General features: G+C 70.7%; 10 protein-coding genes. 4 read left to right on the forward strand and 6 right to left on the reverse strand.

Features of this window, described 5'->3' with window-relative positions; genetic code table 11:
- Window positions 1-40: 40 nt before the first annotated feature.
- From ispG to OG861_RS09030, 5 genes are all read right to left on the reverse strand, one after another.
- Window positions 41-1198, reverse strand: coding sequence for a flavodoxin-dependent (E)-4-hydroxy-3-methylbut-2-enyl-diphosphate synthase (gene ispG / locus OG861_RS09010; RefSeq protein WP_190186818.1), 1158 nt, complete (start codon window positions 1196-1198; stop codon window positions 41-43).
- Window positions 1199-1374: 176 nt separating this feature from the next.
- A complete protein-coding gene (locus OG861_RS09015) occupies window positions 1375-2676 on the reverse strand; it encodes a M50 family metallopeptidase (protein WP_329198770.1) in 1302 nt (433 codons plus the stop codon).
- Window positions 2673-3926 carry a 1-deoxy-D-xylulose-5-phosphate reductoisomerase gene (dxr, locus tag OG861_RS09020; protein WP_329198768.1) on the reverse strand — a complete coding sequence of 418 codons (1254 nt, stop codon included), beginning with the start codon at window positions 3924-3926 and terminating at the stop codon, window positions 2673-2675. The genes OG861_RS09015 and dxr overlap by 4 nt, the downstream gene beginning before the upstream one ends.
- A gap of 21 nt (window positions 3927-3947) precedes the next feature.
- Entirely contained in the window at window positions 3948-5300 is a 1353-nt protein-coding gene (locus OG861_RS09025; protein ID WP_329198766.1) for a hypothetical protein, read from the reverse strand.
- A gap of 89 nt (window positions 5301-5389) precedes the next feature.
- Window positions 5390-7333: an acyl-CoA dehydrogenase family protein gene (locus OG861_RS09030; RefSeq protein WP_329198764.1), complete on the reverse strand. Its 1944-nt coding sequence runs from the start codon at window positions 7331-7333 to the stop codon at window positions 5390-5392.
- Window positions 7334-7800: 467 nt separating this feature from the next.
- Here OG861_RS09030 and OG861_RS09035 point away from each other — a divergent pair, with 467 nt between their 5' ends.
- The 4 genes from OG861_RS09035 to OG861_RS09050 all read left to right on the forward strand — a co-directional run bounded on the left by OG861_RS09035 (window position 7801) and on the right by OG861_RS09050 (window position 11233).
- Window positions 7801-9885, forward strand: coding sequence for a CHAT domain-containing protein (locus tag OG861_RS09035; protein WP_329198762.1), 2085 nt, complete (start codon window positions 7801-7803; stop codon window positions 9883-9885).
- Window positions 9886-9897: 12 nt separating this feature from the next.
- Window positions 9898-10329 carry a hypothetical protein gene (locus OG861_RS09040; RefSeq protein ID WP_329198760.1) on the forward strand — a complete coding sequence of 144 codons (432 nt, stop codon included), beginning with the start codon at window positions 9898-9900 and terminating at the stop codon, window positions 10327-10329.
- A gap of 230 nt (window positions 10330-10559) precedes the next feature.
- The gene (locus OG861_RS09045; protein ID WP_329198758.1) at window positions 10560-10802 is read left to right on the forward strand and encodes a CD225/dispanin family protein; all 243 of its coding nucleotides are present in this window, start codon (window positions 10560-10562) and stop codon (window positions 10800-10802) included.
- On the forward strand, window positions 10799-11233 hold the full coding sequence (locus OG861_RS09050) for a DUF2752 domain-containing protein (protein ID WP_329198757.1): 435 nt from the start codon (window positions 10799-10801) through the stop codon (window positions 11231-11233). Before OG861_RS09045 ends, OG861_RS09050 begins: the two co-directional genes overlap by 4 nt.
- Before the next feature lie 194 nt (window positions 11234-11427).
- Here OG861_RS09050 and OG861_RS09055 read toward each other — a convergent pair whose 3' ends face one another.
- A complete protein-coding gene (locus OG861_RS09055; protein ID WP_329198755.1) occupies window positions 11428-12873 on the reverse strand; it encodes an aldehyde dehydrogenase family protein in 1446 nt (481 codons plus the stop codon).
- Between the last annotated feature and the right edge of the window lie 12 nt (window positions 12874-12885).

The raw sequence follows: 12885 nt of genomic DNA on the forward strand, positions 1-12885 counted from the left end.
GCGGGGGACGGCGGGAAACCGCGAGGTGCCCCGGGGTGCCTCAGACGCCGATGGCGACGGTGGGCTCGCCGGAGGGGATGCCGTCCTTCTCCATCTGCTCGGCGATCTTCATGGCCTCTTCGATGAGCGTCTCCACGATCTTCGACTCGGGGACGGTCTTGATGACCTCGCCCTTGACGAAGATCTGGCCCTTGCCGTTGCCGGAGGCGACACCGAGGTCGGCCTCACGGGCCTCGCCGGGGCCGTTCACGACGCAGCCCATGACCGCGACGCGCAGCGGGACCTCCATGCCCTCCAGGCCCGCGGTGACCTCCTCGGCCAGCTTGTACACGTCGACCTGGGCGCGGCCGCAGGAGGGGCAGGAGACGATCTCCAGGCGGCGGGGCTTGAGGTTCAGCGACTCCAGGATCTGGATGCCGACCTTGACCTCCTCGACCGGCGGCGCGGAGAGCGAGACGCGGATGGTGTCGCCGATGCCCTCGGAGAGCAGCGCGCCGAAGGCGACGGCGGACTTGATGGTGCCCTGGAAGGCGGGGCCGGCCTCGGTGACGCCCAGGTGCAGCGGGTAGTCGCACGCGGCGGCGAGCTGGCGGTAGGCGTTGACCATGACGACCGGGTCGTTGTGCTTGACCGAGATCTTGATGTCGCTGAAACCGTGCTCCTCGAAGAGGGAGGCCTCCCACAGCGCGGACTCGACCAGCGCCTCGGGGGTGGCCTTGCCGTACTTCTTGAGCAGCCGGGCGTCGAGCGAGCCCGCGTTGACGCCGATCCGGATCGGGGTGCGGGTCTCGTTGGCGGCCCGCGCGATCTCCTTGACCTTGTCGTCGAACTGCTTGATGTTGCCGGGGTTGACGCGGACGGCCGCGCAGCCGGCGTCGATGGCCGCGAACACGTACTTCGGCTGGAAGTGGATGTCGGCGATCACCGGGATCTGGGACTTCTTGGCGATCGTCGCGAGTGCGTCGGCGTCGTCCTGCGTGGGGCAGGCCACGCGGACGATGTTGCAGCCGGAGGCGGTCAGCTCGGCGATCTGCTGGAGCGTGGCGCCGATGTCGGAGGTGCGGGTCGTGGTCATGGACTGCACCGAGATGGGTGCGTCGCCGCCGACGGCCACGGAGCCGACCTGGATCTTGCGGCTGACCCGGCGGTCGGCAAGCTTCGTCGGCACGGACGGCATTCCGAGAGAGATGGCAGTCATCTGCTGTGCAACCCCAAGGTGTGGTTCAAGGTCCCGAGATCGGCGGGCTCCAGGCTTCGAGATTACGCCAAGGCGCGGGTGACCCACGCATCGCAGGGGTCCGCGCCACCCGAACGCGGGGAGCCGGGCACGGTGTGTGCCCGGCTCCGCAGGTGTGCCCGCGCGGCGGGCGCGCGCTAGCTGATCTTGATCGGGTTGACCACGTCGGCCACGAGCACCAGCAGCGTGAAGCAGACGAACAGTCCGGCGACGACGTACGCGGCGGGCATCAGCTTCGCCACGTCGAACGGGCCGGGGTCGGCGCGCCGGAAGACGCGGGCGACGCCCCGCCGCACGGACTCCCACAGGGCGCCGGCGATGTGGCCGCCGTCCAGCGGCAGCAGCGGCAGCATGTTGAACAGGAACAGCGAGAGGTTGAACATCCCGAGGACGCTCAGCATCGTGGCGAGGCGCTGCTCGCCGGGGATGTCGAGGGTGGCGATCTCACCGCTGATGCGGGCGGCGCCGACGATGCCCATCGGGGAGTCGGGCTGCCGTTCGGCGCCGTTGAAGGCCGCGTCCCACAGGGCGGGGATCTTCTCGGGCAGCCGCAGGAGGCCCTGCACGCTGCTCTGCGCGACGTCGCCCATGTGGTCCACGGACTCGCCGAAGGTGAGCGGCGCGATCACTTCCTTGGGGCCGAAGCCGAGCCAGCCGGCCGTCACGTACTGGCCCTTGACGTACCCGCCGTGACCGTCGGTCTTGGCGACCTTGTTCTCGATGAGCGTCGCCCGCAGGGTCAGCTCGTGCCCGTCCCGCACGACGGTGACGGTGGCCGGGCCGACGGTGTCGCGGATCTTCTTCTGGAGCACGGACCAGTCGGTCACCCGCTTGCCGTCGAAGGCCACGATCTTGTCGCCCGTCTGGAGGCCCGCCTTCTTGGCGGGGGCGACCGGGTCCCCGTCCTTGCAGACCTCGCGCTTCTCGCTCTGCTGGATGACACAGGGCGAGACGGACGCCACCTGGGTGGTGGTCTGGTTGACGCCGAAGGTCATCCACAGCCCGAAGAAGATCGCCAGCGCCAGGACGAGGTTCATGAACGGCCCGGCGAACATGACGATCACGCGCTTCCAGGGCTTGCGCGTGTAGAACAGCCGGCTCTCGTCCCCGGGCTGGAGTTCCTCGTACGCGGCCGAGCGCGCGTCCTCGATCATCGAGCGGAACGGGGAGGTCGAACGGGCGGTGACCTTGCCGTCCTCGCCGGGCGGGAACATCCCGATCATGCGGATGTAGCCGCCCATCGGGATGGCCTTGATGCCGTACTCCGTCTCGCCCTTCTTGCGGGACCAGACGGTGCGGCCGAAGCCGACCATGTACTGGGGCACGCGGATGCCGAAGAGCTTGGCCGTCGAGAGGTGGCCGAGCTCGTGCCAGGCGATGGAGAACAGCAGGCCGAACACGAAGACGACCACACCGATCAAGGTCAGCAAGATCGTCATGCGCGTGCCTCCACGGCGGCCCGTGCCGCCATCTCCCGTGCCCGGGCCCTGGCCCAGGTCTCCGCTTCAAGGACGTCCCGGACGGTGAGGGAAGTTCCCGCGTCCGGCGTTCCGTGCTCATCGACCACGGCAGAGACCGTATCCATGATTGCTGTGAACGGCAGCCGACCGGCCAGGAAGGCCGCCACGCACTCCTCGTTCGCCGCATTGAACACGGCGGGCGCGGTGGAGCCGAGGGTACCGACGTGGCGGGCCAGGCCGACCGCCGGGAAGGCCTCGGTGTCCAGCGGGAAGAACTCCCAGCCCATCGCCTTGGTCCAGTCGAAGGCGGGGGCCGCGTCGGGGATCCGCTCGGGCCAGCCGAGGCCGATCGCGATCGGGCCGCGCATGTCGGGCGGGGTGGCCTGGGCCAGGGTCGAACCGTCGGTGAACTCGACCATCGAGTGGACGTACGACTGGGGGTGGACCACGACCTCGATGCGGTCGAAGGGGATGTCGTAGAGCAGGTGCGCCTCGATGACCTCCAGCCCCTTGTTGACCAGCGTCGCCGAGTTGACGGTGATCACCGGGCCCATCGCCCAGGTCGGGTGGGCGAGGGCGTCCTCGACGGTGACCTTCGCCAGATCGGCGCGGGTACGGCCGCGGAAGGGGCCGCCCGAGGCCGTGACCACGAGCTTGCGGACATCGGCCCGGGTCCCGGCGGCCAGCGCCTGGAAGAGCGCGGCGTGCTCGGAGTCCACCGGGATGATCTGGCCCGGCCTCGCGAGGGCCTTGACCAGCGGGCCGCCGACGATCAGCGACTCCTTGTTGGCCAGGGCCAGGGTCCGGCCCGCACGCAGCGCGGCGAGGGTGGGCGCCAGGCCGATGGAACCGGTGATGCCGTTGAGGACGGTGTGGCACGGGGAAGCGGCGAGCGCGGCTGCCGCGTCCGGCCCGGCCAGGAGCTCGGGCAGCGGCTCGGACCCGCCGTACTGGGCGCCCAGCGCCTCTTTCAGCGCGGGGACGGCGTCCTCGTCGGCCACCGCGACCGCCTGGACCCGCAGCCTCCGGGCCTGCTCGGCCAGCAGTGCGACGCGGCCGCCGGCGGCGGAGAGCGCCGTGACCCGGAAGCGGTCCGGGTTGCGCAGGGCGAGGTCGATGGCCTGGGTGCCGATGGAGCCGGTGGAGCCGAGGATGACGATGTCCCGGCGGCCGACCGCGGGGTCGAAGAGGAGGTGCGGGTCGGCCAGGGGGGCTGGGCTGTCGGTCATGCCCCCCATTGTTGCCGCAACTCAGGAGCGGTTGGACACGGAGTCCCCCTGAACGACACCGGCCAGCAACTCCGGGAGGGTCCCGACGAAGTCGGGGAGCGTCAGGGCGGCCCGCCACCACGCTCCGGCGTCGGCGCCGAGGGCCGCCGTGAGCAGCCGGCCGGCCTCGGCGCGGGAGGCGAGCACGGCCGCCGGCCGATCGTGCCGGTCGGGGTAGTCGTCGTCGCCGAGCCAGTGGTCCTCGTCCAGGGCCCAGGCGGCGGGGGCCTTGTGCCGCAGTACGTCGGCGCCCGTGAGCAGGCCCGAGTCCAGACAGGCGCGGACCCAGCGGATGTCCTCGTGGAGGTCGCCCATCGCGTTGGGCACCGCCAGGCTGGCGAGGGCCAGCTCCCGGTCCACGCTGGGCTCGGGTTCCCGTACGGCGCCCGGCGCGAGGGCGTCGACGGCTTCGGCGAGGCCCTCCGGCGCGGGCCCGGGGTGCGTCGGCGCGCCGCCGCGGGCCACGGCCGCCGCCAGCTCGGGGAGGGTGCCGGCGAAACCGGGGGCGCTGCGGCGCAGTTGCGTCCACAGGCCGGGGTCGTCGCCGAGCACCGGGTGCAGGACGCGGACCAGGGCGGCCCGCATCCCGGCCCACTCGGCGAGGTTCCAGGCGAAGCGCCCGATCGCGTGGGCCTGTCCGAGCAGCAGGGTCCGGTGGGCGGGTGCGACGGCCGCCGCGAGTTCGTCGAAGGTCAGGGTTCCGGTGCGGACGGCCCGGACGGCGGGGCGGTGCCAGTGGGGCCCGTACGTGTCCTGCGCGCGGGTGTCGAGCAGGGCGAGGACGGCCGCCCGGTCCAGCCCGGCCACCAGGAGCAGCGCCTCGACCGAGCCGGGCGGGAGCGGGGCGCGGGAGTGCTCGCGCAGCAGGGTGTCCGGGTCGAGCTCGTACGGCAGGGTCAGCACGTCGAGCGGTATCCGTGGGCGGCGGCTGCCGTGGCGGCGCAGCAGGGCGATCAGTTCCGCGCTGCTCAGTGGCGGTCCGGGCTCCCCGGGCGCCGTGGGGGTGTGGCCCAGTTCGGCGCCGAGGGTGGCGAGGAGGCGCGGCGAGGGCCCGGGACGGCGCCGGTAGCGGGCGGGCCCGGGCAGGCCGGGCAGGGGGCGGCCGAGCACGTGCGGGTTGCGGGCGACGTGGCGGCGGTCCTCGTCGGTGCCGTCGCGTAGCAGCAGGGTGACGGCACCGGCGGGGAGGTGCTCGTCCCGGCACAGGTAGCGGCGGGCGGCCGGGTCGAGCCGGCCGAGGATCCCGGCCGCGACCGGGTCCGGTGCGTGGCGCAGCAGCAGTGCCACGCACCAGGCCAGCCGTCGGCTGTAGCGGTCTTCCTCGGCCGTCGCCATCGCTGTGCCGCCTCGTACTCGTGCCGGTTCCCGGGTCCGGGACCCGTGGCTCCCGTACACCAGTCTGACTGCACGCCGATCATGGCAGGTCAGCGCAGTGGACGGTGCACGTTTTCCTTCTGTGAGGGGCCGGGGGTGGCGTCCGCGATCCACGGGCCGTCGCCCGAGGGGTCGAGGACGCCCTCCTCCAGCCAGGTGTAGGTGCCGGAGAGGACTCCCGCGACGACCTTGCGGTCCAGGTCGTCGGTGTTGGACCAGAGCCGGCCGAAGAGTTCCTCGACGCGGATCCGGGACTGGCGGCAGAACGCGTCGGCGAGCTGGTAGGCCTCGCGGCCGTGTTCGCCGGTGGCCCGCAGGTGCTCGGCGCGGACGCAGGCCGCGCTCATCGCGAAGAGTTCCGCCCCGATGTCGACGATACGGCCGAGGAAGCCCTGCTTGGTCTCCATGCGGCCCTGCCAGCGGGCCATCGCCATGAACGTCATCCGGGCGAGTTTGCGGGCGCTGCGTTCGACGTACCGCAGGTGGGTGGCGAGGTCGGGGTGGCCGGCCGGGTGGAACTCCCGGTAGGTGCCGGGCACCTGCCCCGCGCCGGTGGCGAGCTGGGGCAGCCAGCGGGCGTAGAACCCGGCGGCGCGGGCTCCTGCCCTGGCCTTGTCGCCGAGGTCCTTCTCCGGGTCGATCAGGTCACCGGCGACCGACAGGTGGGCGTCGACGGCTTCCCGGGCGATCAGCAGGTGCATGATCTCGGTCGAGCCCTCGAAGATGCGGTTGATGCGCAGGTCCCGCAGCAGCTGCTCGGCGGGAACGGCCCGTTCACCACGCGCGGCGAGCGACTCGGCGGTCTCGAAGCCGCGTCCGCCGCGGATCTGGACCAGCTCGTCGGCCATCAGGCAGGCCATCTCGGAGCCGTAGAGCTTGGCGAGGGCGGCTTCGATGCGGATGTCGTTGCGGTCCTCGTCGGCCATCTGGGAGGCGAGGTCGACCACGGCCTCCAGGGCGAAGGTGGTCGCCGCGATGAAGGAGATCTTCGCGCCCACCGCCTCGTGCCGTGCGACCGGCCGGCCCCACTGCTCGCGGACCCCCGACCACTCACGGGCGATCTTGAGGCACCACTTCCCGGCGCCGACGCACATCGCGGGCAGCGAGAGGCGTCCGGTGTTCAGCGTGGTGAGCGCGATCTTCAGGCCGGCGCCCTCGGCGCCGATCCGCTGCGCGGCCGGGACCCGTACGCGGTGGAAGCGCGTGACGCCGTTCTCCAGACCGCGCAGGCCCATGAAGGCGTTGCGGTTCTCGACGGTGATGCCGGGCGAGTCGGCCTCCACGACGAAGGCGGTGATCCCGCCGCGGTGGTTCTCGCTCTTGGGGACCCGGGCCATAACCACGAGCAGGTCGGCCACGACCCCGTTGGTGGTCCAGAGCTTCACCCCGTCGAGTACGTACGCCTCCTCCCCGTCCTCCGTGACCGGGACCGCCGTGGTGGCCAGGCGGGCCGGGTCGGAGCCCACGTCGGGCTCGGTGAGGAGGAAGGCGCTGATGGCGCTGGTGGCACAGCGGGGCAGGTAGGCGTCCTTCTGCTCCTGGGTGCCGAACATCTTGAGCGGCTGGGGCACGCCGATCGACTGGTGGGCGGACAGGAGCGCCCCGATGGCGGGGCTGACGGAGCCGACGAGCGCGAGCGCCTTGTTGTAGTACACCTGGGTGAGGCCGAGCCCCCCGTACTTGGGGTCGATCTTCATCCCGAGGGCGCCGAGCTCCTTGAGGCCGCGCACGGTCTCGTCGGGGATCTTCGCCTCGCGCTCGATGCGCGGGCCGTCGATCTCGCGCTCGCAGAAGTCCCGCAACCGGGCGAGGAAGGCCTCGCCGCGCCGGACGTCCTCGTCGGCGGGAAGCGGGTGGGGGTGGATCAGGTCGAGCCGGAACCGTCCCAGGAACAGTTCCTTGGCGAAGCTGGGCTTGCGCCAGTCCTGCTGCCGGGCCGCTTCCGCGACCTGCCTGGCCTCGCGCTCGGTCACCTTGGGCTGTGTTGCGGACATGCGGGGACTCACCTCGCCGCCGAGTCGGATGACTTTCCGGAATACCGGTCGGTGCTACCTGTCAGTCGTACCCCCTCGGGGGCACCAGGAAAAGCGGGGCGGGGCAGGGTGGGGGAACGGGCGTGGGAAAAGGGGGACGGCCGGAGCCCCGCACGTGCGCTCTTCAGACCGCTTCCGACCGGTGGCGACCCCGGGCCTGCACGGATGATCCGCGCACCGGCCGGATCCTCAGCTCGCCCGCACCTTCCCTCCCGCCGGCCGCCTGCGTCCCGTGCGAACACGGCCTGGAGTACGGGAACACCGTCGGGAACGGCTGCGGAGGCCCGCCACGGCGGCAGATCTCGTGGCGAACGGCTCCGCCCTATCCGGCCACGTATCCCCGGCCCACGAATGCGCAGGGCCCCGCGCCCGGGTAGACGCCGCGAAATATCGGGTGTGAACTATATCTAGGGGCGGAGGTGGATTGAATGAAGGGTCTACCGTTCCAGCTCGAAATCATTGAAGCCGACACCAGCTGGATCGTGTCGTGCGCTTCCGAGTGCGGCGAAGCACTGATCCGCGTGCCGGCACCATATTCCGAGACCGACCTGCAATCCGCCCTTTCCAGGGTGGAGCTGTCACTTACCAAATCGTACAGTTCCCTGCCCGTTCGCGGCGCTCCCGCTACCGAAAGACCGGTCCGCGAATTCGGGGAACGCCTCACGCAGACCGTCTTCCAGAACGACATTTCCACTCAGTTCGACCTGTGCCGCCGCGAGGCGCGCAGGCATGGCGTCCCGGTGCGGATCCTGCTGCGGACGAACGGCCCGCATGTTGCGTCCATTCCGTGGGAGTACCTCGTCGATCCGTCTCGCGATGACTACCTGGCGCTTCGTGTCCCCATCGTCCGGTACTTGCGGCTGATGAACCCGGCACCGCCACTTCCCCTTACGCTCCCCTTGCGCGTACTGGGCATTACGGCGAATCCGCGCGACCTTCCCCTGCTGGACGGAAAACGGGAGGAGGGGCAGATATCGCAGGCGCTCGAACGGTACAGCTCCGACAACGTGGACGTCCACTGGCTGCCCGGGGATCAATGGCAGGATCTGGCGAGAGAGCTGCGGTTTGGCTCCTGGCACGTCCTGCACTGCGTCAGCCACGGCGGATTCGACGAGGAAAGGAATGCCGGTTTCATTCAGTTGTCCGGTGCCGACGGGGCTGCCAAAAAGATATATGCCAGTGACTTTGAGAGGCTGATCACCGACAGCCCGAACCTCCGTCTCATCGTGCTGAATTCCTGTGAATCCGCAGTCAGCGGGTCCGACGACGTCTTCGCGGGTACCGCCGCCAATCTCGTCCGTGCCGGCGTGCCGGCCGTCGTCGCCATGCAGTACGAGATCACCGACAGGGCCGCCCTCGTCTTCGCCTCCTCGTTCTACGAGCGGATCGCAGCAGGACTTCCCGTGGACCGCGCGGTGACCCTCGCGCGTGAAGACGTGAAGATGGACTTGGACAGCCTTGAGTGGGCCACTCCCGTGTTGTTCCTCGCATCCGACGAAACCCGGATCTTCTCGCTGCCGCACGCACCGCCGAACTCACAAGGGCCGCATCTGCGGACCACGGTGAACGTGCCCCCGCCCCCGGCCGCGCCGACGGCCCCCACGCGAGGACCCAGCCTCTCCCACCGCGCTCTGCTCGCGGAGATCGGTCCGTGCAACGACCTGGCGCTCGGACCGTCCGACCTCCTTGCCGCCGCTTGCCGCGATGGCGTGGTCCGCGTCGTGGACGGAGTCCATGGCGGCCTCGTGGCGCAGTGCCTGCCCGTGCAGCGCGAGAGCCCGATCCGTGTGGTCTGGGGCCCTTGGCGACGGCATGTGGCCAGTCGGCACAACGACGGAACCGTAATCGTGTGGGACCTCCAGACCTCGAACCCGGTGCGCGTGATGAACGTGGGAGGAGTGGGCTCCGCCGTGGCATTCAGCGCGGACGGCCACTGGCTCGCCGCGACCGTCCGGGACCACATCTACATCTACAACTCGTGGGGTGCCCGCGTACGGGATTTGGCGGCCTGGCCGGGGAAGGAGCCCAAAGGCTGGCAGCGCCGGGGTGGCCGCGGCAGGCTCGGCGCCCTTCGTTTCGCGCCGGGAGACCGGCATGTGGTCGTGGCGACCGGTGACGGCGTGGTACGCCAATTGGACGTGGCCGGGCAGCCGGTGATGACCTGGCCGCAACCCCACCCCATACTCTGCCTCGCGCTCACCGAACACCTCCTCGCCACCGGCTGCACGGACGGCCGGGTACGCCTCTGGTCCTGGGACGGCCGTCTCTTGCGGCGCACGGAGTACGGGCGCCAACCCTCCCATCTGGCCTTCTCCCCCGACTCCTCGGCGCTGGCCATCTCCGACGACGAGGGAATGGTCACCTTGTGGGACCTGAAGACGGGGGAGTTGACCGTTGCGGCGCAGCTGCCGCACCGGCTCGCGGGGCTGGCCTTCCTCGACGGTGGAAAAGGTCTGGTGACGGGCACCGGGGCGGGTGCCGTCGAGCGCTGGACGCTGCCTCATCGGGGATAGAGGGAGAAAGTCATGGAAAGTCCCGAGGTCGAGATCTTCTGGCCCTCGTCGCTCCCCGCCGAACCGGCCCTGGAAGGGCAAGATGCACTGCGCGAGGCCGGTGTTCCGACGACGTGCATGCTGCGGCCCACCCGGAGGGGGGCGGGCGACGTCGTTACGGTCCTGGTAACGACCGCTGTCATGCAGCCGTTCCTCAGCACTCTGTTCCAGCTCCTCGCCAAAGAGGCCCACACGGGATTGAAGACCTTCGTGGACCGACTGCTGGCAGGCCACTCGGAAAGAGAACAGGCACCCGAGGGCGTCGTGTTCGAGTCGGCAACCGGTGGGCGGGTCACCTTCGGCGCAGGTCTGCCCGAGCGGGCCTACGAGGAGGCGGTCCGTCTGGACGCCTACGGCGACAGCTGGATCTGGGACCCACGACGCTCGATGTGGACCCCTGCCTGAGGGGTCCGGACGCAGAGAGGTGCGCAGCCATGGCAGACCAACACCAGCCTCCTCCCCACGACGACAACTGGGGTCCGGAGACCCCTTGGCAGGAGCCGTTCATCGCACCGCAGCAGCCCCCGCCGTCCCAGTCTTCGCCTCCTTCGTCACCTCCTCCTGACGCGGAAGGCCGCCAGCAGCAGTGGGGAGCGGGAGTGCACAAAGGCCGCGCAGGAGCGCCGAGCTCCTACTTGACCCCTGCCATCCTCGTCACGCTCTTCTGCTTCCTGCCGACGGGGATCGCCGCCATCGTCTTCGCCTCACAGGTCCAAAGCAAATGGACCGTGGGTGACTTCGCGGGAGCCGCCGAAGCTTCGCGGAAGGCGAGGCTCTTCGTCATCGTGAGTGTCGCGGTCGGCTTCCTGGCGTGGGTGGTCTTTCTTGCCATCGGCTTCGCCAGTGGGCCGAGCACAACCACCGCGCCGACGCCGTGACCTCCCCACACGTCCGGGCCACCGGGCCGGCTCCCCGGGCTCCGACGGCGAAGACCCTCCGTGATGCCTGGCTGGGCGCGGCGATCTTCACAGCGGTCGCCGTCATCGTGGGGCTCGTGGACCCCACCCGACCGGGACGGTTCCCGAGCTGTCCGTTCCGATCCCTTACGGGCTTCGACTGTCCGGGCTGCGGCAGCCTGCGCGCACTCCACGAGCTCATTCACGCCCACGTGGCAGCCGCGGCCGACTACAACCTGCTGCTGGTCGCGTTCTTGCCCTACGCCGCTGTCGTGTGGCTGCGTGCCGTCACCGGCCGGACCGGCCGCAGAGGCATCCCCCGGTGGTGGGGGCCGCGCCTTGCGCTCATCGTGGTCGTCCTGTGGACGGTGCTGCGCAATCTTCCCGTCTTCGGAGGTGTGCTTGCCGCTTGACCTCCGGGGAGCGGGCGCGTCTCGGCCACCCCGGTCCGCCGGCGGCAGTCATCAGGCCGGGCAAGTCCGCGCCCGTTGTGCCGTGGAGAACAAACCGATACCCCGTTCTCACAGGTGAGAACGGGGTAGAGGGGGACGGCCGGAGCCCCCGCACAGTAGGCTCCGGCCGTCGGCTTTGGGCCGTACGAGTCGGCTCAGATGTCCAGGCCGGTGAGGACCAGGACGCGCTCGTAGGTGTAGTCGTCCATCGCGTAGCGGACGCCCTCGCGGCCGACACCCGACTGCTTGACGCCGCCGTAGGGCATCTGGTCGGCGCGGTAGGACGGCGCGTCGCCGACGATCACGCCGCCGACCTCCAGCTCCCGGTGGGCGCGGAACGCGGTCTGGATGTCGCGGGTGAAGACGCCGGTCTGGAGACCGAACTTCGAGTCGTTGACAGCGGCGAAGGCCTCGTCGGTGTTCTCGACCCTCTGCAGCGTCAGGACCGGCCCGAAGATCTCCTCGACGGCGAGCTTCACGCCGTCCGGCAGGTCGGCGACGACGGTGGGCTCGTACGAGGCACCCTCGCGCTTGCCGCCGGTCAGCAGCTTGGCGCCGGCCGAGACGGCCTCTTCGACCCAGGACTCGACGCGCTTGGCGGCGTCCTCGGAGACCAGGGGGCCGACGTCGGTCGCGGAGTCGGAGGGGTCACCGGTGACCTGCGCCTGGACCTTGGCGACGACCTTCTCCACGAGGCGGTCGTACACGGAGGCGTCGGCGATCACGCGCTGCACGGAGATGCAGGACTGGCCGGCCTGGTAGTTCGAGAAGGTCGCGATACGGGTCGCGGCCCAGTCGAGGTCGGCCTCGGAGGACCAGTCGGCCAGGACCACGGCCGCGGCGTTGCCGCCGAGCTCCAGGGTGCAGTGCTTGTGGGGCACCGACTGCTGGATGGCGTAGCCGACGGTGTCGGAGCCGGTGAAGGAGATGACGGGCAGGCGCTCGTCCTTCACCAGGGCCGGCATCTTGTCGTTCGCGACCGGCAGGACCGACCAGGAGCCGGCCGGCAGGTCGGTCTCGGCGAGCAGCTCGCCCAGGATCAGACCGGAGAGCGGGGTCGCCGGGGCCGGCTTGAGGATGATCGGCGCGCCGACGGCGATGGCGGGGGCCACCTTGTGGGCGCACAGGTTCAGCGGGAAGTTGAACGGGGCGATGCCGAGGACCGGGCCCTTGACGAAGCGGCGGGTCAGGGCGAGACGGCCGACGCCACCGGCGTCGGTGTCCAGGCGCTGGGCCTCTCCGCCGTTGAAGCGGCGGGCCTCTTCGGCGGCGAAGCGGAACACGGACACCGCACGGCCGACCTCACCGCGGGCCCACTTGATGGGCTTGCCGTTCTCGGCCGAGATCAGCTGGGCGATCTCCTCGGTGCGCTCGGCGAGGCGCTTCGAGACGTGGTCCAGGGCGGCGGCGCGCACGTGCGCGGGGGTCGCGGAGAACTCCGCCGTCACGGCGTGCGCCGCGGCCACGGCCTCTTCGACCTGGGCGTCGGTGGGCACGCTGACCGTGCCGACCAGCCGGCCGTCCCACGGGGAGTGGACGTCGAAGCTGTCCTCGCCGGTGGCCTGGCGGCCGGCGAGCCAGAAGGCGTGGGTGGAAGTCATGCGAATCCCGGC

It is taken from the genome of Streptomyces sp. NBC_00539, from assembly GCF_036346105.1.
Classification (GTDB): Bacteria; Actinomycetota; Actinomycetes; order Streptomycetales; family Streptomycetaceae; genus Streptomyces.

Bases quoted from the DNA above. Each gene is read 5' to 3' on its own strand.
- ispG (WP_190186818.1), bottom strand. From the start codon at position 1,198: ATGACTGCCATCTCTCTCGGAATGCCGTCCGTGCCGACGAAGCTTGCC.
- OG861_RS09015 (WP_329198770.1), bottom strand. From the start codon at position 2,676: ATGACGATCTTGCTGACCTTGATCGGTGTGGTCGTCTTCGTGTTCGGC.
- dxr (WP_329198768.1), bottom strand. From the start codon at position 3,926: ATGACCGACAGCCCAGCCCCCCTGGCCGACCCGCACCTCCTCTTCGAC.
- OG861_RS09025 (WP_329198766.1), bottom strand. From the start codon at position 5,300: ATGGCGACGGCCGAGGAAGACCGCTACAGCCGACGGCTGGCCTGGTGC.
- OG861_RS09030 (WP_329198764.1), bottom strand. From the start codon at position 7,333: ATGTCCGCAACACAGCCCAAGGTGACCGAGCGCGAGGCCAGGCAGGTC.
- OG861_RS09035 (WP_329198762.1), top strand. From the start codon at position 7,801: ATGAAGGGTCTACCGTTCCAGCTCGAAATCATTGAAGCCGACACCAGC.
- OG861_RS09040 (WP_329198760.1), top strand. From the start codon at position 9,898: ATGGAAAGTCCCGAGGTCGAGATCTTCTGGCCCTCGTCGCTCCCCGCC.
- OG861_RS09055 (WP_329198755.1), bottom strand. From the start codon at position 12,873: ATGACTTCCACCCACGCCTTCTGGCTCGCCGGCCGCCAGGCCACCGGC.